The sequence below is a fragment of the Micromonospora sp. NBC_00421 genome (assembly GCF_036017915.1).
Lineage (GTDB): Bacteria > Actinomycetota > Actinomycetes > Mycobacteriales > Micromonosporaceae > Micromonospora.
Genome location: NZ_CP107929.1, coordinates 5,003,042 through 5,023,025 on the forward strand (window position 1 = coordinate 5,003,042; position 19,984 = coordinate 5,023,025).

A 19,984-nucleotide genomic window follows, 5' to 3' on the forward strand; every position below is an offset into this window, starting at 1 on the left:
CCGGCCCCACGTCAGGACGATATTGATCGTGCGGGCCCGCACGATGGCCGGCGACGCTCAGTCCCAGTGCGGAGGACGCTCGGCGAGCAACCAGTCGTCGTTGCCACCACGGCGCTCACCCCAGCCGAAGTCGGTGTCGTCGGCGGTCTGCTCGGGCAACACCACGAAGTCGTCGCTGAGGTCGACCGCGCGGTCGTCGTCGCCGGGCACGCCGCGCCCGGCCGGGTCCTCGGTGATCACAACCGGCAAGACTACCCGGAGGACCGGCCCGATCGACCATCCTGCGGAATGGCGGGTCGACCCGTTCCGCGGGCCTGGTTGGTAGCGTCGGACGGCGTGACGACGCCCAGCGGTGCCAGCCCCGAGGACGACTACTGGCGACGCCCGCCCGCGCAGCAACCCACCCCCGCACCCACCGAGCCGACGCCCCCGACGAACGCAGCCGAGCCGAAAGCCGAAGCCGGATCGGGGTGGCCTGCGGCGGGGGGTTACACCGGGCCGCCGCCGACCATGCCGCCGCCGCCGGGCTGGCGTCCACCGGTACACCTGGAGGCGACACCGGCCCGCGCCCTGCCCGGTCAGGACATGGCGGCGATGGACACGGCGGAGCAACGGGCGCAGCGGGTCACCTGGAGCGTCGGCGCAGTGGTAGGCGTCGTGTTGCTGGTGCTGCTCTGCCTGCTCTGCTCCCGCGCGCTGCGCTGACCACCGCCAGCCACCCCCGCCTGGACACCCGCCGGACGCCCACCTGCGGACCGGCCGGCCGCGCACCCTCGCCCGAGCGGCGGTGGTGCGCGGCCGGCCGTGGTCGGCCTACCGCCCGGGGTGACCGGTCAGAACGTGTTGCTCCACACCGAGGCGGCGCCGCTGTCCCCGGTGAGATAGGCGGAGATGGTGGTGAGCACCGCCAGCACCACGACGATCGCGGTCAGTACCCAGATCGCCCAGGTGGGCAGGTCCGGGGTACGCACCCGGTCGCTGGTCACCGCCAGCAACAGCAGCGCCGCCACGGCCAGCCCGAGGGTGAACCAGAGCAGAATGTCGCCGAACTCGGAATGCTCGTGGATCTTGGCAAGCAGTTCGGGTGAGTAGCCCTTCTCCTCCAGCGCCTCCTCGAACGCCTCCCCCGACTCGGTCGCCACCCAGGCGAGGACCGGGGTGACCACGGCCAGGATGGCCACCGCCCAGTCGAGGCGGGGCCGCCAGCGCGGCATCAACCCGTACGCGCTGGCCAGCAGGGCGAGCAGCGGTACGAAGACCACCACGGCATGGACCACCAGGACGTGACCTGGCAGACCGTTGATCTCTTTGAACACCGACACCTCCGGCAGTGGAATGCGGTTGCGGCAGACAGCGTACGACGGGCCGGTCGGCGCGATGTCCCCCATCCGCGTACACGTGGTCGCGAGCGCCCCGGTTCACCCGGCGTCGTCCCGACCCCGCAGCCCCGCAGCCCCGCCGGCCCGCCGGCCCGCCGGCCCGCCGGCCCGCCGGCCCGCCGGCCCGCAGTGGAGTATCCCGGCACCGGGCGGTACGCCGTCCGGCGTGGCACTGTTGACGGGTGGACAGCGACGATCTCGGCCTCTTCGGTCCCGGTTCGGTCACCTGGAAGGTGCACGACGAACCGATCCTGATCGTCGCCGGCCTGCGTTCCCTCTACCTGCAGGCCCTGCACCCCCGGGCGATGGCCGGGGTGGCCCAGAACAGCAACTTCCGGTCGGACGCCTGGGGCCGGCTTACCCGCACCGGCACGTACATCGGGACGGTCGCCTACGGCACCACCGCCGAGGCCGAGACGGCCGGTCGGAGGTTGCGGGCCCTGCACGCCCGGTTACGCGCCACCGACCCGTTCACCGGGGAACAGTTCCGGATCGACGAGCCGGACCTGCTGCGCTGGGTGCACGTCACCGGGGCCGAGTCGTTCGTCGGTACCGCCCGACGGGCCGGTCTGTCGCTGACCGGGGCCGAGGTGGACCAGTACTACACGGAGCAGCGGCGGGCCGCCGCACTGGTCGGGCTGGATCCGGCCGAGGTGCCCGGCAGCGCCGCCGAGGTGGCCGACTACTACCGGGCGGTCCGGCCCGAACTGCGGATGACGAAGGCGGCGGCGGAGACCGCTTTGTTCCTGACCGCACCGCCGATCCCGTGGAAGCTCAGCCGACCGGCCCGGCTCGGGCTGAGCCTCGGGCCACCGCGCTGGGCGTACTTCGGGGTGGCCGGCACCGCGCTCGGGTTGCTGCCGCCGTGGGCGCTCCGGCTGTACGGCGGTCTGGGGCTGCCCACCACCGCACTCTCCGCGGATCTGAGCGTACGGGCGCTGCGGCTGGCCCTGTCGGCGCTGCCCCGCACCTGGCGGGAGGACCCGATCCAGCAGGCGGCGAAGGAGCGCGCCGCCCGCCTCACCGCCGCCTGAACCGGGCAACTCCCCGCCCCGGCCCGGTACCCCGCACCGCCCCCGCACCGTGGGCTCGACCCGGCTCGACAGCGGCACCGGAACCGGCGTCAGTCGGCCGCCGGGGTGGTGGGGCGGTCGATCGCCGACCACGGTTCCCGGCCGGGCGTCTGCGCGCCCACCGGGCAGGTGCGCCGGTAGTCGCACCAGCCGCAGCGCGGCCCGGCCACGGTGGGGAACGCCTCGTCCGGGTCGACGCCGTCGGTGACCGACCGCTCGGCGGCCATGATGTCCCGGGCGGTGTCCTCGGCCCGGGTGAGCTGGCGGGTCAGCGACTCGACGCTGTGGTCGTGCCCGGCGACGGTGCCGGTCGGCAGGTGGTGCAGCTCGACCCGGCGGCACGGCCGACGGAACGTCCGCTCGGCCGCGTACGCGTAGAGGGCCAGCGCCTGCGAGCCGCGCGCGTCGTCGGCGTCCAGCCCGGTGCGGCCTGTCTTGTAGTCGACGATGACAAGCTCGGGGCCGTCCGGGCCGGGGCGGGAGTCGATCCGGTCGGCCCGCCCGTTGAAGGCCAGCACGGCGGTCTTGACGGCGACCACCCGTTCCACGCCCAACGGGTCGTCGCCGGGGTCGAGGGTCGAGACGTACCCCTCCAGCCAGCCCAGCGCCCGCTGGTAGGCCGCCCGTTCCTGCTCGTCGTCGCGGTAGCCCTCCCGAACCCAGGTGCCCTTGAGCAGGGCGGGCAGCGCCTCGGGACGACGCCGGTCGGCGGGCAGCGCATACCAGTTCTTCAGGGCGGTGTGCACGCTGGCGCCGAGCGAGTTGTGCGCCCACGGCGGCCCCTTCGGCGGGGCGGGCCGGTCCAGATAGGCGTAGCGGTAGCGCCGGGGGCAGTCGGCGTACGCCCCGAGCTTGCTGGGTGTGCAGGTGAAGAGCCGTTCGGGCATGCCGGCGAAGCCGAGCTGTTCGGACTGGCCGGAGCGGGGCCGGGGGGCACCGGCGGAGGAGGCTCGTCGCACACCCGTGATCCTGCCAGCCCGGTACGACAGCCCGGCACCGGCACGACGGTGGCTCAGCTCATGTTCACGTACTGGGTGACGAAGGCGGCCACCGCGTCGGCGATGAGCTGCACCGCGATGGCGGCCAGCAGCAGGCCGGCGATCCGGGTCAGCACCTCGATGCCGCCCGGCCGGAGGATCTTCACGATCCCGCCGGAGAACCGCAGCACGATCCAGACCGCCAGCATCACCGCGACGATCGCGGCGGCGATCGCGGACACCTGTCCCACCCCGTCGGCCTGCTGCACGAAGAGCATGGTCGCCACGATCGCGCCGGGGCCGGCCAGCAGCGGGGTGCCCAGCGGCACCAGGGCGATGTTGGAGGTGACCTGCTGGCTGGGGTCGTCGGCCTTGCCGGTGAGCAGTTCCAGCGCGACCAGGATCAGCAGCAGCCCGCCGGCGGCCTGCAACGCCGGCAGGTCGACGTGCAGGTAGGCGAGGAGGGTCTGGCCGGCGACGGCGAAGACCACTATGACGCCGAGCGCCAGCGCGACCGCCTGCCAGGCGGCCCGGTTCCGGTCACGGGCCGCCAGCGGGCCGGTCAGGGCGAGGAAGATCGGCATCATGCCCGGCGGGTCGACGATGACCAGCAGGGTCACGAAGACCTCGCCGAAGAGCTTGAGATCCACCGGACGAGGGTAGCGGTGCCGCTGTCAGGCCGAACGCGGATCAGCCGGAAGCGACGCCGGTCACCCCCGAGGACGCCGCGACGATCCGCTCGTACGCCTCCGGCGCGGTGGTGTGCGCGCCCAGCCGGACGGTCTTGTGGCTGCCGTGGAAGTCCGACGAGCCGGTGACCAGCAGACCCAGTTCGGTGGCGAGCCGTCGGACGTGGGCCGCCTCGGCGGGCGTGTGGTCCTCGTGGTCGGCCTCCAACCCGGCCAACCCCACCCCGGCCAACTCGGCGATCAGCTCGTCCGGGACGATCCGCCCCCGCCGGCTGGCCCGGGGGTGGGCGAAGACCGGTACGCCCCCGGCCGCCCGGACCAGGGCGACGGCCCGGAACACGTCGATGTCCTCCTTGGGCAGCCGGTACCGCTCGCCCAGCCAGTCCCGGCCGAACGCCTCGGTGGTGGTGGCGACCAGACCCGCCCGGATCAGCGCGGCGGCGATGTGCGGGCGGCCGACCGTCCCACCGTCGGCGGCGGCCATGATCTCCGACCAGCTGACGTCGACGCCGTCGGCCCGCAGCAGCGCCACGATCCGTTCGCCGCGTACCTCCCGGGCCTGCCGTACCCGGGCCAGCTCGGCGACCAGCCCTGGGTGCGCCGGGTCGAACAGGTACGCCAGCAGGTGCAGCGGGACGGCCGGTGCGACGCCGTGCCAGCGGCAGGAGATCTCCGCGCCCCGGACCAGGCTCAACCCGGGCGGCAACGCGTCGACCGCCGGCCCCCACCCGGCGGTGGTGTCGTGGTCGGTGATCGCCACGACGGCCAACCCGGCCTCGGCGGCGGCCCGGACCAGTTCGGCCGGGCCGAGCGTGCCGTCGCTGGCGGTGGAGTGGGCGTGCAGGTCGATCATCGGGCGCGCGGGCATGGTCCCGACGCTACCGGGCGGGTCAGCCGCCGCCGGTCAGCGCGAGGTCACCCCGGGCCTGCCACCACTACCGGTCGGACGTCGGCGTTGGCCCCGGCAACCGGGGTAGAGACAGCCCGCTCCCCCGCCAGCACGTCGTCGGCGCGTAGCCGGGCCAGGGTGCCGTCCCGGTCGACGTACGCCGCGTGGCGGGTGTCCGTCCAGGCCACCTCGTCGCCGATCACCGGTCCGGCGGTCCGCTGGGGCGCGGCGGTGCCGGTCAGGTCGACCAGGATCGCGCCGTCCGATCCGGCGAGTCGACCGTTGACCAGCAGCCACCGCCCGTCGGGGGAGACGGCGCCCCGACCGTCGGCGGCGGGCGTCGGCTCGCAGCGGGTGCTGCCCGGGCTCAGGTCGGGGCCGAGCAGGGCCAGGCAGCTCCGGGTGCCGACGCGCACCCGGGCGACCAGCCGGCCGTCCGCCCTGCTCCCGTAGACGTCGAGGACGTCCGGTGCGACGGTGCCGGGCGGCGTGCCCGGGGACGGCCGCCACAGCAGGTGACCGCCCTGGGAACCGGCCCGGAGCACGACCTGGCTGCCGACGAACCGGACCGGGACCACACCGGCGGGAGCCGGCTCGGCCACCGTCGCGAGGAGCTGACCGGCGACGATCCCGGCCGCGAAGACCCGGCCTTCGTCGCGCCAGGCCACCTGCCGACCATCCGGCGACAGGACGATCTCCTCCGCCCCGGCGAGCAGCGCCCGCGGTTCACCGCCCGCGGGCACCATCCAGAGGGTACGGCCGGCAGCGGTGACCGCCCCGGTCAGCAGCCAGCCACCACGATCGGGCAGCCGTTGCGCGCGGTCGACCGGCCCGACGCCCAGGTCGTACCGCTGACCGGTGGCGGTGACCAGGACACCGGCCATGATCAGCTCGACCTCGCCGTCGGTCGGTTCGTCTGGTGGGACGGGCGCGACCGGGTCGGCGGACCGGGTGGCCACCCTGCTCGGGTCGCCGAGCACCACGGTCGGGGTGGTGGGCCGCTCCGCCTGCCCGCCGAGCTGGGTCATCCCACCGGTGGCCAGGGCCGTCACGACGCCGGCCAGCGCGAACCCGGCGACCGTACGCCGTCGGCGCATCCGCCGGGCCCGACCCAGCGCCGTCCCGGCCGGGTCTACCGGTAGCCGGTGCGGTACGGCGACCCGCTGGGAGAGGGTCTCCCGCAGGGCCCGCTCCAGCCGCTCGTCGTGCGTCACGGCGAATGGACGCTCGGGGCGGCCGGTCTGGTTGCCCGGCCGGGGTGACGGGGAGTTCATCGGGTCTCCGCGGCGACCGGTGTGGCCCGCGTCGGTGTCCGGGCCCGGTCGGTGACCAGGCCGGGCGAGGCCGGTCGGGGGGTACGCACCGGACGGGCGGACGCCACCACCGGACGGGGGCCGGCATCCGCCGGGAGCGGTGCCGGCTCGACCGGGCGGGGGACGGGATCGGTCGTAAGGTCGAGCTGTGCCTCGGCCCCGAGCCTGCGGCGCAGGGTGGCCAGGGCACGGGACGTCTGGCTCTTCACCGTGCCGGGCGAGATCTCCAGCAGGGCCGCCGTCTGGGCTTCCGACAGATCCTCGTAGTAGCGCAGCACCAGCACCGCGCGCTGTCGGGCGGGCAACGCCCGCAGGTGCTGCCAGAGCGCGTCCCGGTCGAGGTGCTGGGCGATCTCGTCCACGCCGGCCCGTTCGGGCAGCACCTCGGTGGGGCGCTCACCGTGCCACCGTCGCCGCCACCAACTGGTGGACGTGTTGACCAGCACCCGCCGGGCGTACGGCTCGACCGCCTCGATCCCACCCAGCCGTCGCCAGGCCAGGTACGTCTTGGTCAGCGCGGTCTGGAGCAGGTCCTCGGCGGTGGCCCAGTCCCCGGCGAGCAGGTACGCGGTGCGCAGCAGGGCACCGGAGCGCGCCGCGACGAAGTCGCGGAACTCGTCCTCCAGCGGATCCCGGTCGACCACCGCTCACCTCCGCACCCCGTCCTGCCAGGCAGGCTGCCATGCCGGGCGGCACCCGGTCGACGGCGAAAGGTGTGTAGTTCGCCCGACGGACGGACGAAAACCTTCAGGCGCCGTCGTCGGCCTTGGCCTCGTCGGCCTCCTTGCCCAACCGGGCCTCGACCGCCTGTGGCTCGTACATCTCCTCGACCACCCGCAGGTAGAGCTCGTTCGGGTTGGGCAGATTCTTGATCTCCCGCAGCGCCTGCTCCTGGCCGGCGGACTCCAGCACGAAGGTGCCGTAGTTGAGGGCCCGGCCGGTCGGGGTCTGCTCGTACTTCATGTCGGTGACCCGGGCCAGTGGCATCATGGCGACCTTGCGCGTGACGATGCCGTTGACCACCATGACCCGTTTGTTGGTCAGGATGAAGCGGTCGTACCACCAGTCGGCGACCTTCCAGGCGACCCAGCCCATCACCGCGAACCAGAGCAGCACCGCGATGGTGGTGAGGGCGCCGACGTCCTGCCCGGCGAGGAAGCCGGAGAGGTAGCCGAGGACGAAGGTGGCCGCCACGCCGACGATGATCGGGGTGGTGAGGTGGATCCAGTGCCGTTTCCACTCGCCCCGGTAGCGCTCGGTGGGGAAGAGGTAGCGGGCGACAAGCGAACTGGGCTCGTCCTCCAGCGGGAGTACCCGGCGGGGGGCCATGCCCTGGGAGTCGGACCGCAGGCCGGCCAACTCCTCCTCGGAGATGACCGGCTGCTGGTAGTCCGCCTCCGGATCACGGACCCAGGGGCGCCCCTCACCGCCGTATCCCGGGCCGTCGCCGTAGCCGGCGTCGTCCGAGAAGGACGGTCCGCCGGGGAACCCCGCACCGGACCCGTAGCCCGGCCCGTCGTCGGGCCGGTACCTCGGGATCGGTTCGGTGTCCTGTTCCCGGCGGTCCCGGCCGGGATCGTCCGGGTCGAACGGGGGTCCGGAGGGGCTGCCCATCGGCGGCTAGGCGACGAGGCTCGTGAAGAAGTCACCAAAGCCCTGGGCGATGTCCACGATGCCACCGCCGAGCGACTTGAAGACGTCCGCTGCCGAATTTGGCCGGTAGGCAACGAAGAAGATCAAGAATGCGATACCGGCCCAGGTGAGGACCTTCTTGACCATAGCGGGCCATCCTCTCGCGCGGCGCCGGGTCCATTTACCGCAGCGGCACCCACAGTATCAGCATGGTGCCGCAGCGTGAATATCTGCGTCCCATCTCCGACTCACCCGGAGGGCCGTCAGGCCCTGCCGTGCAGGTACGGGGACGGTGCGCCGTACACGAGCTCGGGCGGAGTCCACTCGGTGAGGTCGTGCAGGACGACATCTTCCGCGAGGAGGTGACCCGCGCTCGCCGGCCAGGCTATCGCATGGAGCCACATTCCCCGAGCCTCACCGGCGTACGCGCTTCGATCCGTTGCGGAATTGACCAACCACAGTGGAGTCGGATGGCCGCCGGCCCGGATCCTCGCCGGCTCGACGTGTTCGGGATGACCAGGGCCGGGACCCGGCCCTGCCAGCACCTCCGTCAACTCTGGACCGGGGTCCGGGCCGGCCACCCCGGCGAACCGGGTGCCCAGTCCGACCCCGGGCTCCTCCGCCACCAGCACCAGCTCGGCCGGTCCGCCACCGAGCGGCGCCGGCCCGGCGCACGCGACGGCCGTGGCCCGGACGCCACCGGCCTCGTCACCGGCCCAGGCCACCCCGGTCACGGTCCAGCCGGACGGCAGCGGCCACGGGCACCACAGCGGCAGCGCGGGCCGCTCCGGGTCGCCCTCGGCGGCGACCCGGTCCACCACGCTCGCCACGATCTCGGCATCGATGTGCTCAGGCACGTGCAGCGGAGCGACCGGCCCGCACCGGACGCAGCGCGACGCACCGTTCATCAGGTCGGGCGGGCGCACCTGACCCGCACACCTCGGACAACTCACCACGACACTCACATCCCCACCGTGGCCCCACGAGGCGGGTCCGTCAAGCCGACCCCGCCGACGCGCTGCCCCTTCCTCGTCCCGCCTGCCGCCGGCCGCCCCGAGAGCCTGGGAAGGCGCGCGCCGACCCGACGGGCCCGGGATCGGCCGGCATCCGGGGAGCACCCGCGAGCGGGCGGCGGGTCAGGCCGGCGGGGCGGCAGCGTACGCGCGAATCCAGGCGTGCATGGCGATGCCGCTGGCCACTCCGGCGTTGATCGACCGGGTCGAGCCGTACTGGGCGATCGAGAAGAGCTGTTCACAGGCGGTCCGGGCGGCATCGGAGAGACCGGGGCCCTCCTGGCCGAAGAGCAGCACGCAGCGCCGGGGCAGGGTGGTGGTCTCCAGCGGTCGGGAGCCGGGCAGGTTGTCGATGCCGACCACGGGCAGATCGTGGCCGGCGGCCCATCCGACGAATTCCTCGATCGTCGGGTGGTGTCGGACGTGCTGGTACCGGTCGGTGACCATCGCGCCCCGCCGGTTCCACCGACGCAGCCCGACGATGTGCACCTCGGCGGCGAGGAAGGCGTTGGCGTTGCGGACCACCGTGCCGATGTTGAAGTCGTGCTGCCAGTTCTCGATGGCCACGTGGAAGTCGTGTCGACGCTCGTCCAGGTCGGCCACGACGGCCTCCCGCCGCCAGTAGCGGTAGCGGTCCACCACGTTGCGCCGATCGCCCGCGGCGAGCAGCTCCGGGTCGTAGCGGGGGTCGTCCGGCGGATCGCCGGGCCACGGTCCGACACCCACGTCGAGCTGGTCCTCGGTCACGATCCCAGGAGGGTACGGCCCTCGACCGCTGCCGTCGTGACCCACCCCGGTCGGCCCTGGTTCTCGTGGGTGCCGTAGCCGCCCATGCCCGCCCGGTGTCAGCGCAGCCCCAGGGCGTCGCCCAGGCGGTCCAGGAACCGCCGGTCGGCCAGGTCCGGATCACCGGCCCGGCACACCCGGACCGCCACCGACTCGACCCACTGCCGGTACGCGGCGGAGTCGGCCGGGTCGGCCCTGCGCCGCAGCACCCGCACGGCGGCCCGGCAGACCGGTGGCAGATCCGCCGGGCCGGCCAGTTCACCGGTCGCCAGGGCGGCCGGGCTGTCGTGCCGGGCGTAGATCGTGGCGACCACGGCGCGGACCAGGTCGCTGTCGGAGGCCCGGCCGGCGGCGACCGCGTCCAAGCCGACGAGGCCGGCGGCGACCGCGTCCAGCCCGACGGCGACCTCCCGGACCGGTCGACCCGGGCCGGGCGTGGCGGCGGCAACCAGCACCCGACCGGGCAGCGTGGTGAGCAGATCCCACTCGGCGGCGGAATAGACGGCGGTGGTCAACGGTGCGGCACGCCGTCCGGCAGAGGGCGGCTCTCCGGCGAGGGAGTGGCTCATCAGGACCTCCGCCGTCAGCATAGGCCGACCGAAGAGGTGACGGGCACGTCCCACCCCGATTCGCGCCGCTCGCCGCCCACCGCCCGGGTGTTCGCCGACACCCCGCCGCCGACCAGGGCGAATCGCCATCGGCAGGGGCGGCACCGCACCAGCCGGTGGCGGCACGGGGCGAGACGGCATCGGCTGGTGCGACGTGGCGCAGCGTCCCGATCACCGCGGCGCAGCGGCCTCCCCCTCGGTGGGCGGCGACGGAGTGCGGCCCAGGCGCCTTACCGCTGGTTAAGGAGATACCGGGGACGCGGGTGACAGGTAAATGCCACACCGGGGCTCACCCGGGGGGAGACGCAATGAGCGGCGGGGCCCTCCCCGGCACCCGCCGCCCACGCTCTGATGCCCAAGATTCTGCCCCATCCGCGCGATGAACGAACAGAGACGGAGGTCACATTTATCTTTTCGTAACAATACGAAGAGTCACTAATGATCAACGAGAGAGCGATCTCCGCAGGTGAAGTAGGCCCTTGTCAGGCGGCAAGTTCGGGCATGATGGCTGCTCCGGGCTGCGATCTCCCTGGAAACGCTCCCATCACGGCCGGTCACGCAAATGCGTCATGCAAGTGCAGTCCGCACGCGCGCATCGACAGACACGGCTCGATGGGCAGGATCGGGCCGTCCGGGCCGCGCCGGTTTCGGTGCCCGCAACCCGGGAATTTGCCGGGGTACCGCCTGGTTCTACCGGACGAAAAAGCAATCCGCGCTGATCGGAGAGTCCAATGGCAACCGTTGAGCTGACCACGGCCAACTTCGACGAGGTGACCGGAAGCAGCGGCATCGTGCTGGTCGACTTCTGGGCCGAGTGGTGCGGCCCGTGCAAGCGGTTCGCCCCGGTCTACGAGCGATCGTCGGAGAAGCACCCGGAGATCACCTTCGGCAAGGTCGACACCGAGGCCCAGCAGGAGCTCGGCGCCAAGTTCGACATCCGCTCGATCCCGACGATCATGGCGGTCCGGGACGGTGTCATCGTCTTCGCCCAGCCCGGCGCCCTGCCCGAGTCGGCCCTGGAGAACCTGATCGAGCAGGTCCAGGCCCTCGACATGGACGACGTACGCAAGCAGCTGGCCAACCACCAGCACTGAACGCCACAGGCGGCGGCCGGGTCCACGGGACCGGGCCGCCGTCGCGCACTTGCACCGCAATCGCACACGTGTTCGAATGAGCGGCATGCGCTGGAAGCGCCTCTCCGCTCCCCCGGACGAGGCGCATCCCGACCGGGCAGCGCCAGCGACGCCACCCCTGCCGCTGGCGCTGCCCGGGGCGGGCCCGGCGACACCCGCAGCCTGCCGGCTCCGTCACCCGCACCCCGCTCCCGGACAACTCGCCCTGCTGTGACCGCGACCGCTGCCGACCTCGCCGTCCGATAGAGCCGGTCCGCTGCCGGCCCACTGCCCGGAGAACCGGGCCGCCGATGATTCGGCCTGCCACCCACAACTGCGGGAGTTCCCGACCGGCGGGGCTAGGCTCGGCGGATGCGGACCGCACAGCAACTCCTCGCCGACTCCGCCGTGATCGCCGTCGTGGGCGCGTCCCGCGACCCGGGCAAGGCCGCGCACCGGGTACCGGCGCAGATGCAGCGGTACGGCTGGCGGATCATCCCGGTCAACCCGACTGTGGACGAGTTGTTCGGTGAGCGGGCGTACGCCTCGCTTGCCGACATCCCGCACCCGGTGGACCTGGTGGACGTCTTCCGGCCGGCCCGGGACGCGATCGAGGTGGTGCGTCAGGCGGCGGCGATCGGCGCCCCGGCGGTCTGGCTCCAGCTCGGCATCGTCTCGCCGGAGGCACGGCGGATCGCCGAGGAGGCCGGCATGGACTACGTCGAGGACCGGTGCCTGATCGTCGAACGGGCCGCCGCCGGCCTCACCCGGCTCGACCCGGAGCAGCGCGGCTGAGACCAGCTCGGCTTGACCAGCTCGGCTTGACCACCTCGACCGGGACCAGCTCGGCTTGACCAGCGCGACCGGGACCAGCTCGGCTTGACCAGCGCGACCGAGACCACCTCGACCGAGGCCGGCGCGGGTTCGGCTGCATCAGCCTTCGGGGCGTCCCGGCCTACCCGCCAAGGTGACCAGTCCCCTCAACCACGGTGAAAGGTGCACCGTTGCCGGTAGCGTCCGCCGGAGGAAGGGCACTGACCTGCGGCGGAGGGTGGACACCGTGAGTACCCCAGCGGGGGAGCCGGAGCAGCCACCGTCACCGTACGAGCCACCCCACCTCCCGCCCGACGGTCCGGCGGCCCCACCCGGGCCCGGCTCGACGGGCGGAGAGCGGGGACCTATGCAGCCCGCCCGGTCACCCTGGGAACAACCCGCCGGGCCATCGCCCTGGGAACAACCCGCCGAGCCGGCACCGTGGGGACAGCCCGCCGAGCCCCCGCCTGGGCAGCCGACCGAGCCGCCACCGTGGAGCCAGCCGACCGAGCCGCCGCAGTGGGGGCAGCAGCCACCGGGCGAGCAGCCATGGGGGCAGCAGCAACCGTGGGGGCAGCAGCCAGGGGACCAGGGCCAGCAGCAGGCCTGGGGGGAGCAACCGGGCTACCCGGCCCCCGGGCAGTACGGGCAGTACGGGCAGTACGGGCAGTACGGGCCGCCGGGCGGCGGCGGGACCAACGTACTGGCGGTCCTGTGCCTGGTCCTCGCCTTCGTCTTCGCCCCGGCCGGCATCGTCCTGGGTCACCTGGCGAAGCGGCAGATCAAGCGCACCGGAGAGGCAGGCGACCAGCTCGCCACCTGGGGACTGGTCCTCAGCTACGCGTTCACCGTGATCGGGGTGCTCGCCTGCTGCGGCTGGCTGGCCGTCGTGGTGTGGGCCGGTGCCGGCAGCAACAGCGGCACCGGTTACTGAGACGGCATCGTGCTGCCGGTCCGGCCGGTACGACAGTGGGCGCCGCTCAGCGGAACTGTGACTCCCGGACGCTGTTGCCGCCGTCCACCACCAGCATCTGCCCGGTGATGTACGACGCCGCCGGGGAGCAGAGGAAACTGATCGCGGCGGCCACCTCGTCGGGGGTGCCGGGGCGTCCGACCGGGGTACCCAGCCCCTGTTTGATCTCCGCCATCGTGGAGGCCGCCGTGTAGATCGTGCCGGGGGCCACCGCGTTCACCGTCACCCCGTCGGCGATCATCTCCATCGCCAGCGCCCGGGTGAGCCCGACCACGCCCGCCTTGGCCGCCGCGTACGCCGCCTCGGTGGGCAGGGCGTTCACCGGGCCGGCGGTCGCCGACAGGTTGACGATCCGTCCCCAGCCCCGCTCGGCCATCCCGCTGATGAACGCCCGGCTGCACAGGAACGCGGTGGTCAGGTTCCGGTCGATCTCGCCACGCCACTCGTCGTAGCTGAGCTGGGCCACCGGGCGGAGCACCTCGGGGCTGGCCCGGCTGGCCAGGCCGGCGTTGTTCACCAGCACCTCGACGTCACCGAGCTGCTCGGCGACCGCGTCGGCCAGTGCGCCGACCTCGGACTCGTCGGTCAGGTCGGCGACGAAGCCGGTCACGCCCAGCTCGCCGGCCCGCTCGTGGATCCGCCTGGTCGTGGAGACGATCGCCACCCGGGCCCCCAGGTCGGCCAGCCGACGGGCGGTCGCGTACCCGATGCCGTCCGGGCTTCCCGCGCCGGTGACCAGGGCGACCCGGCCGTCCAGGCGCATGGTCACCGGGTCGGCCACCGGCATCGGCTCGTCCTGCCCGGGCTGGCTGCCCCCGCCGCCGGCGCGGGTGCGCCGGGCCAAGCCGGGACGGCTCACGTCCCGCCTCGGTCGGCTGCCGGATCGGTCGGCCCCACGCGCGTCGATAGCCATGCCGGGCATCCTGCCCGGTCGGCGCGGCCCGGGCAACGAGCCACCACGGGCGGACCCCGGCGCGCCTCGGGCAGCGAGCAAACATGGGCGGACCTCGGTACTGTCCGGCGCTGGCTACCCTGACGGCGCACCTACATGCGACGGAGAAGATCAGATGACCTACCCCCCGCCTTCCGGTTGGCAGGACCCGGCGTCGTCGAGCCAGCAGCCCGACCCGACCCTGCCGGTCAGCGGCCAGCCGATTTCCACCCAACCGACAGGCAAGGACCCCTACGCCCCGGCCGACCCGTTCGCGGGTGCGCCGTTCATCCCCGCCCAGGCCGGCCCGGTCGACCCGTACGCCGCCGCAGCCGCCTACCCGCAACCCGGCGGGTACCCGCAACCGGCGGGGTTCCCCGGCTACGGCGGCTACCAGCCCCCGCCGCCCCAGAACGGCCTCGCCATCGCCTCGATGATCGTCTCGATCATCGGCGCGATCGGCCTCTGCGGTTACGGGCTCGGCGGCTACATCGGCATCATCGGCGCGATCCTCGGCCACGTGGCCCGCAAGCAGCTCAAGGAGCGGGGGGAGGGTGGTGCGGGCTTCGCCACCGCCGGCATCATCGTCGGCTGGATCTCCACCGTCATCGCGGTGCTGGCCACCATCGCGATCGTGGTCTTCTTCGTCTGGCTGGCCAACCAGGAGTCGTCGACCGGCTACGGCACCGCGTACTGATCCGGCCGGCCGCCCCGGAGAGCCCGGGGCGGCCCGTCCGGTGGCACCGAGGATGTGGTGACGCCACGGTAACCTCGTGCCGTGACCGGGGTGGACGGACCTGAGGAAGATCTCACTGGGCGACGGACCGTGGTGGTGACCGGGGCCAGCTCCGGCATCGGGCTGGCCGCCGCCGTGGCGCTGGCCCGGCGGGGCGACCGGGTGGTGCTGGTCGGCCGGGACCCGGCCCGACTCCAGGCCGCCGGTGATCGGGTACGCGAGGCGTCCGGCGAGCGCCCCGAACTGTTCCGCGCCGACTTCGCCGTGCTGGACGACGTACGCGGCCTCGCCGAGCGGTTACGGGCGGCGTACGACCGGATCGACGTGCTGGCGAACAACGCCGGGGCGATCGTGTTGGCACCACTCACCACGGTCGACGGGTTCGAGCTGTCGATCCAGGCCAACCACCTGGCCCCGTTCCTGCTGAGCAACCTGTTGATCGGCCGGGTCGGCCGGCTGGTGGTGACCGCCTCCGGCGCGCACCGCAGCGGCACCCTCGACCCGGACGACCTCAACGCCGCGCTGCGCCGCTACCGGCCGATGCGCGCGTACGGCACCAGCAAGCAGGCCAACATCCTGTTCGCCGCCGAGGCCGCCCGACGCTGGCCGGACGTGCCGGCGTACTCGTTCCATCCGGGCGTGGTGCGGACCCGGTTCGGCGCGGACAGCCGGCTGGTCGCCCTCGGCATGCGGGTGATGCCGTTCCGCAGCCCGGAGAAGGGCGCGGAGACCCTGGTCTGGCTGGCCAACCAGCCCGCCTCCCGGCTGGTCGACGGCGGCTACTACGCCGATCGGCGGCTGCGCCGCCCCTGGCCGAGAGCGGCCGATCCGGCCCTGGCCGCCCGCCTCTGGACCGCCAGCGCCAAGGCCGTCGGCATCGAACCCTGACCCGGCCTCGAAGGGAACTACTACTCCTACGCACCACCGTCGCGCAGGAAGACGGTCACAGTTCGTCGTATTCCAGAAGCCCGTTCTCCAGAACATGATGACGGAAACCGCCGACCCCAAAGGGCAGGTAGTACTCGCCTTCCAGAAGATGGTCGGCCAGGTACTCGACCATCGGCATGGCGAGTCTGTTCGTGCGCACCGCCTCGCACAGCAGCGAAACGGTCGCCGTGACTTGGAGACCTCTTTCTTCCGCCATCTGACGCGGCACGGCGTCGTCTAACACGATTTCACACTTGTAGACCTGCCCCATGGCGAGCACCCCACATTCACCAACGTTCCTACCACCAGCCACCAGCCGATCGGCGTAGTGGGCGAACGCCTCGATAAAATCGAGATCAGTTGACCTGTGAACTTGGATCCAATCTGCATCGAGCACCGCACGGGCGGCCGGCACATGCTCGACAGCACCATTGAGCTCACGCTCCACGCTCTCAGGGATGTAGACAGGTCGGCCCTCAGCCAGAAAATGCAGGACCCTCAGCCATCCCTGCTTCGCAAAATGGCGCAACGGCCCGGTGTCGAAAACCAGGGCGTTCTCGGGAACCGCCGTCACGACACGAAACGCCAGATCTCGTCGGCCCGCCGCTCGCGAATCTGCGGCAGGTCCACCTCGTCGAACGTGCCCTGAAGTAGGTCCAAGGCCCGTTCGCGGCTGATTCGCTCATCCCGCACGAGCCGCAGCACCGCACGGGCGAACGATCGAGGAACCGTCGTCCCCGCCAACTCCTCCGGGGGGACGTTGAGACCCATCTCTACGATGTCAGCCTGGGTCGTGCGGTACTTGCGCACCGAGGCGACCTGCTCACTGTCTGCTAGACCCAATTCTCTCAGACGCTTTGCGAGGGTGGCCATGTCAACCCGAAACGCACTGGCCAGATAGATCGCCGCAGCGCGCTCTCCGGACTGGGAGGCCTTTTCCTCCCACTGCCGGGTGACCGAAACCTCGGGCAGCAGAAACGCGCGCGCAAATCGATCGAGGCGTGACTCCAGGGGGACGACAAGATCGGAGTGGTCAGCCACTCGCCAGTCGATGGTGTACGTGTCCGCGATGAGGTAATGACCGAGTTCGTGCGCTAGGGCGAGTCTCCTACGGCCGACCTTCATGTGGCTGTTCACGAGACATACACCGCCACGGGGCAATAGGATCGATCCTGCGTCCGCCGTATCTTTGCCGATATCGCGAGAGAACGCCAGAAGGCCGACGTCGGCGACCCGTTCGGCGAACTGGCGGATCGGTTCCGCTGCCGAAAAGGCCAACAGGTCGCGCGCCTGCCCCGCAAGCGCCTCGGCCTCCACGTTGGTTGCAGGCGGCGTGATGCCGGCCCGGACGACCACCTCGGCACCACCGAGCCCCAGTTCGTCGACGCCCAACGAGGCGACGAATTCGACCTCGCTGGCGAACTTCGTCAGCAGGGCGTCGACCTGCGAGTCCACGGTGTCCAGCCCTTGGCTGGACCGATGCGCGACAAGCGCGGGAACAGGCTCCTCGAAGAAAGTCGACATTCGCACACCGATTGCGGAGGCGATGTCCGCCAACTCGAGTGCCGTGACCTTACGTACGCCACTCTCGATCTTGTTCATGACCGTGCGCTCGATGCCCACCGCCTGTCCGAGGTCCTCTTGGCTAAGGTCTGCACGCTTACGCGCTTCTCGGATGCGCTCCCCCAGCGTCCGCGCGTCGATGTCAGCCACAGTGCGATTCTCGCACACTATGGCTGTGACGCAGGCCACGAACTCGAGAAATCACCAGTCGGGTAGCCGCTCTACTCGACGAGGTGGACCGGGATGCTTGTCACCACCACGCCGGGCAGCGCCCGCAACGCCTTGCGCAGCCGTTGCTCGGTACGGCTGTGCAGCAGGCGGTGCCACGGCCGGCGCAGCACCACCTCCGGCACCACCACGGTCAGCACCAGCTCCGGCGCGGCGGCGTGCAACGCGGCCAGGTAGTGCGCCAACGGCCCGATCACCGCCCGGTACGGCGAGACGATCGTCTCCAGCCGGACGTGGTCCCCCCAGGCCCGCCACTGTTCCCGGAACCGGTCCGCCTCGGCGTCCTCCGGGGCGAGGTGCACCGCCAGCGTCGGCCGGCCCAGCGACACCGCGTACGCCAGGGCACGCATCGACGCCCGGTTGAGCCGTACCACCGGGACCACCACCAGGTGCCGCAGCTCCTGCGGCACCTCCTCCCCCTCGACGGACCCGGCAGCGCGGTCCGGAGCGGCGGGCGGCGGGCCCGCGCCCGGCCCGCCCGCCACCGACGGCGACCGCGCCCCGGAGGGCCGAGCCCCGGACGGCCGAGCCCCGGGCTCCCGCCCGGCCGGCGGGGGTCGCAGGGCCAGGGCGGCGTGCAGGGTGCGGTAGTGCCGGTGCACCCGGTGGAAGAGCAGCACCAGCAGCGGTACGGCGACCACCACCACCCACGCCCCCTCGGTGAACTTCGCCACCGCCGCGGTCAGCAGCACAAGACCGGACAGGACCGCGCCCACCCCGTTGACAAGCGCCCGACGCCGCCAGCCGGCCTCCCGGTGCCGCCGCCAGTGCACCACCATGCCGCTCTGCGACAGGGTGAAGGCGAGGAACACCCCCACCGCGTACAGCGGGATCAGCTTCTCGGTGTGCCCGCCGAACGCGACGAACACCACGATCGCCGTCCCGGCCAGCGCCACCAGCCCGTTGCCGAACGCCAGCCGGTCGCCCAGGTGCAGGAAACGGCGCGGCGCGTGACCGGCGCGGGCCATGAAGAACAGCAGCCGGGGAAAGTCGTTGAACGCGGTGTTCGCGGCCAGCAGCAGGATCAGCGCGGTGGTCGCCTGGACGACGGCGTACCAGGGGCCGGTCGGGAAGGTGACCCGGGCCAGTTGGGACAGCAGCGTCTCACCGGGGCGGGGCACCAGGCCGGTGAGGTGGATCAGCAGGGTCAGCCCGGCGAAGAGGACCACCAGCATCGCCACCATCCAGGCCAGCGTGGTGCGCGCGTTGCGCCACTCCGTCGGGCGGAACGCCGGGACCGCGTTGGAGACCGCCTCGATGCCGGTCATCGACACCGCCCCGGAGGCGAACGCCCGCAGCACCAGCAGCAGCCCCAGCCCCTGGGTCGCCGGCACGGCCGGCGGGGCCACCGGCACGAACCCCCGCCCCGCCGCCCGCAGGTAGCCCACCACCAGCAACCCCGACAGGGCTGCCACGAAGGCGTACGTGGGGAGGACGAAGATGTTGCCGGCGGTGCGTACCCCGCGCAGGTTGCCGGCGAGCAGCAGCAGGATCACCAGTGCCCCGAGCGGCACGGTGAAGGGCGTCAGCCCCGGCAGCGCCGAGGTGATCGCGTGCATTCCGGCGGCGATCGACACCGACACGGTCAGCACGTAGTCCAGCATCAGCCCGGCGGCGGCGGTCAGCCCCGCGCCGACGCCCAGGTTGTCCCCCGCCACCAGGTACGACCCGGCCCCGTGCGGGTACGCCGGGATGGTCTGCCGGTACGAGATCCCGACGGCGACCATCAGCAGCACCAGCGCGGCCGAGAGCGGCAGGGCCAGGCCCAGTGCGCCACTGCCGGCGAGCACCAGCACTGTCAACAGCGCCTCCGGCCCGTACGCCACCGAGCTGAGCAGGTCGGAGGAGAGCACCGGCAGGGCCACCAGTTTGCGCATCCGCTCGTGCAGCACCGCCGCGCTGGTCAGCGGCGGGCCGAGGAGCACCCGTCGGACCCGGGCCAGCCGCCGGCCGAGCCGGGAGTCGGGCGGGCTCGCCGGTGCGGCAGCAACCAACCCGTCCCGCCCATCCCGCCCGGCCTGCCCGACCCGCCCGGCCTGCCCGGCCCGCTCGGCCTGCTCCGGCCGGAACAGGGCGATCGGGGCCAGCCGGCTGAACCGGCCCGGGGCGGGACTGCTCCGGTACCGGTCCAGAGTCGGGTCGACCGGCAGGGCGGGCGGCGCCCCGGTCGGCCAGTGCGCGCCGACCCGGCGCAGGGTGTCCACCTCGGCCGGGTCGAGCGGCGGGAACTCCGCCGACGGGGTGACCACGGTGCCGCCGTGCTCCTCTTCCGCGCTCCGCCCCGACATCGCCCCACCTCCCCCCGCACTCTCACGTGCGGGCGGAACCCGCGTCGGCGATTC

General features: G+C 72.7%; 24 protein-coding genes. 8 read left to right on the plus strand and 16 right to left on the minus strand.

Translation table 11 applies throughout. The annotated features are described in order from the left end of the window. Window positions 1–57 precede the first annotated feature (57 nt). Window positions 58–240, minus strand: a complete 183-nt coding sequence (locus OHQ87_RS21030) for a hypothetical protein (RefSeq protein ID WP_442930582.1) — start codon at window positions 238–240, stop codon at window positions 58–60. Between the two features lie 96 nt (window positions 241–336). Here OHQ87_RS21030 and OHQ87_RS21035 point away from each other — a divergent pair, with 96 nt between their 5' ends. Continuing rightward, complete coding sequence (locus tag OHQ87_RS21035) at window positions 337–705, plus strand: hypothetical protein (protein WP_328340354.1); 369 nt, start codon at window positions 337–339, stop codon at window positions 703–705. Window positions 706–833: 128 nt separating this feature from the next. Here the strand turns inward: OHQ87_RS21035 and OHQ87_RS21040 are convergent, their stop codons facing one another. After that, complete coding sequence (locus OHQ87_RS21040) at window positions 834–1,316, minus strand: DUF2231 domain-containing protein (protein ID WP_328348939.1); 483 nt, start codon at window positions 1,314–1,316, stop codon at window positions 834–836. A gap of 245 nt (window positions 1,317–1,561) precedes the next feature. Between OHQ87_RS21040 and OHQ87_RS21045 the strand changes: the two genes are divergently transcribed. Next, window positions 1,562–2,413, plus strand: a complete 852-nt coding sequence (locus OHQ87_RS21045; protein WP_328340356.1) for an oxygenase MpaB family protein — start codon at window positions 1,562–1,564, stop codon at window positions 2,411–2,413. A gap of 89 nt (window positions 2,414–2,502) precedes the next feature. On the opposite strand, the gene OHQ87_RS21050 is transcribed toward OHQ87_RS21045, so the two are convergent. The 10 genes from OHQ87_RS21050 to OHQ87_RS21095 all read right to left on the minus strand — a co-directional run bounded on the left by OHQ87_RS21050 (window position 2,503) and on the right by OHQ87_RS21095 (window position 10,341). After that, a complete protein-coding gene (locus OHQ87_RS21050) occupies window positions 2,503–3,339 on the minus strand; it encodes a RecB family exonuclease (protein ID WP_442930848.1) in 837 nt (278 codons plus the stop codon). Between the two features lie 125 nt (window positions 3,340–3,464). Next, complete coding sequence (locus OHQ87_RS21055; RefSeq protein WP_328340360.1) at window positions 3,465–4,079, minus strand: MarC family protein; 615 nt, start codon at window positions 4,077–4,079, stop codon at window positions 3,465–3,467. Between the two features lie 40 nt (window positions 4,080–4,119). Next, window positions 4,120–4,986 carry a PHP domain-containing protein gene (locus tag OHQ87_RS21060; protein WP_328340362.1) on the minus strand — a complete coding sequence of 289 codons (867 nt, stop codon included), beginning with the start codon at window positions 4,984–4,986 and terminating at the stop codon, window positions 4,120–4,122. 47 nt (window positions 4,987–5,033) lie between these two features. Continuing rightward, window positions 5,034–6,281: a hypothetical protein gene (locus tag OHQ87_RS21065; protein ID WP_328340364.1), complete on the minus strand. Its 1,248-nt coding sequence runs from the start codon at window positions 6,279–6,281 to the stop codon at window positions 5,034–5,036. Next, the gene (locus OHQ87_RS21070) at window positions 6,278–6,964 is read right to left on the minus strand and encodes a SigE family RNA polymerase sigma factor (RefSeq protein ID WP_328340366.1); all 687 of its coding nucleotides are present in this window, start codon (window positions 6,962–6,964) and stop codon (window positions 6,278–6,280) included. Before OHQ87_RS21070 ends, OHQ87_RS21065 begins: the two co-directional genes overlap by 4 nt. Window positions 6,965–7,067: 103 nt before the next feature. Further along, the gene (locus OHQ87_RS21075) at window positions 7,068–7,934 is read right to left on the minus strand and encodes a PH domain-containing protein (RefSeq protein ID WP_328340368.1); all 867 of its coding nucleotides are present in this window, start codon (window positions 7,932–7,934) and stop codon (window positions 7,068–7,070) included. Window positions 7,935–7,940: 6 nt separating this feature from the next. After that, a complete protein-coding gene (locus tag OHQ87_RS21080; RefSeq protein ID WP_165942702.1) occupies window positions 7,941–8,099 on the minus strand; it encodes a hypothetical protein in 159 nt (52 codons plus the stop codon). Window positions 8,100–8,215: 116 nt separating this feature from the next. Further along, entirely contained in the window at window positions 8,216–8,917 is a 702-nt protein-coding gene (locus OHQ87_RS21085; RefSeq protein ID WP_328340372.1) for a DUF6758 family protein, read from the minus strand. 171 nt (window positions 8,918–9,088) lie between these two features. Beyond that, window positions 9,089–9,712 carry a TrmH family RNA methyltransferase gene (locus tag OHQ87_RS21090; RefSeq protein ID WP_328340374.1) on the minus strand — a complete coding sequence of 208 codons (624 nt, stop codon included), beginning with the start codon at window positions 9,710–9,712 and terminating at the stop codon, window positions 9,089–9,091. 98 nt (window positions 9,713–9,810) lie between these two features. Then, complete coding sequence (locus OHQ87_RS21095) at window positions 9,811–10,341, minus strand: hypothetical protein (protein WP_328340376.1); 531 nt, start codon at window positions 10,339–10,341, stop codon at window positions 9,811–9,813. A 749-nt stretch (window positions 10,342–11,090) separates the two neighbouring features. On the opposite strand from OHQ87_RS21095, the gene trxA reads away from it, so the two are divergent. The 4 genes from trxA to OHQ87_RS21115 all read left to right on the plus strand — a co-directional run bounded on the left by trxA (window position 11,091) and on the right by OHQ87_RS21115 (window position 13,218). Then, complete coding sequence (trxA, locus tag OHQ87_RS21100) at window positions 11,091–11,453, plus strand: thioredoxin (RefSeq protein WP_328340378.1); 363 nt, start codon at window positions 11,091–11,093, stop codon at window positions 11,451–11,453. Between the two features lie 85 nt (window positions 11,454–11,538). Further along, window positions 11,539–11,706 (plus strand): hypothetical protein, encoded by a 168-nt coding sequence (locus OHQ87_RS21105; protein ID WP_328340380.1) that lies wholly within the window; start codon window positions 11,539–11,541, stop codon window positions 11,704–11,706. Between the two features lie 137 nt (window positions 11,707–11,843). Then, the gene (locus tag OHQ87_RS21110; RefSeq protein ID WP_328340382.1) at window positions 11,844–12,266 is read left to right on the plus strand and encodes a CoA-binding protein; all 423 of its coding nucleotides are present in this window, start codon (window positions 11,844–11,846) and stop codon (window positions 12,264–12,266) included. 385 nt (window positions 12,267–12,651) lie between these two features. Next, a complete protein-coding gene (locus OHQ87_RS21115; RefSeq protein WP_328340384.1) occupies window positions 12,652–13,218 on the plus strand; it encodes a DUF4190 domain-containing protein in 567 nt (188 codons plus the stop codon). A 46-nt stretch (window positions 13,219–13,264) separates the two neighbouring features. Here the strand turns inward: OHQ87_RS21115 and OHQ87_RS21120 are convergent, their stop codons facing one another. Further along, entirely contained in the window at window positions 13,265–14,101 is an 837-nt protein-coding gene (locus OHQ87_RS21120) for an SDR family NAD(P)-dependent oxidoreductase (RefSeq protein ID WP_328348940.1), read from the minus strand. 223 nt (window positions 14,102–14,324) lie between these two features. On the opposite strand from OHQ87_RS21120, the gene OHQ87_RS21125 reads away from it, so the two are divergent. Together OHQ87_RS21125 and OHQ87_RS21130 are read left to right on the plus strand one after the other, a co-directional pair. Beyond that, on the plus strand, window positions 14,325–14,885 hold the full coding sequence (locus OHQ87_RS21125; RefSeq protein WP_328340386.1) for a DUF4190 domain-containing protein: 561 nt from the start codon (window positions 14,325–14,327) through the stop codon (window positions 14,883–14,885). An 81-nt stretch (window positions 14,886–14,966) separates the two neighbouring features. Continuing rightward, window positions 14,967–15,812, plus strand: coding sequence for an SDR family NAD(P)-dependent oxidoreductase (locus OHQ87_RS21130; RefSeq protein WP_328340388.1), 846 nt, complete (start codon window positions 14,967–14,969; stop codon window positions 15,810–15,812). Between the two features lie 55 nt (window positions 15,813–15,867). Here OHQ87_RS21130 and OHQ87_RS21135 read toward each other — a convergent pair whose 3' ends face one another. From OHQ87_RS21135 to OHQ87_RS21145, 3 genes are all read right to left on the minus strand, one after another. Further along, window positions 15,868–16,425, minus strand: coding sequence for a nucleotide-binding protein (locus OHQ87_RS21135; RefSeq protein WP_328340390.1), 558 nt, complete (start codon window positions 16,423–16,425; stop codon window positions 15,868–15,870). After that, the gene (locus tag OHQ87_RS21140) at window positions 16,422–17,564 is read right to left on the minus strand and encodes an XRE family transcriptional regulator (protein ID WP_328340392.1); all 1,143 of its coding nucleotides are present in this window, start codon (window positions 17,562–17,564) and stop codon (window positions 16,422–16,424) included. The genes OHQ87_RS21135 and OHQ87_RS21140 overlap by 4 nt, the downstream gene beginning before the upstream one ends. 71 nt (window positions 17,565–17,635) lie before the next feature. Then, entirely contained in the window at window positions 17,636–19,930 is a 2,295-nt protein-coding gene (locus OHQ87_RS21145) for an APC family permease (RefSeq protein ID WP_328340394.1), read from the minus strand. Between the last annotated feature and the right edge of the window lie 54 nt (window positions 19,931–19,984).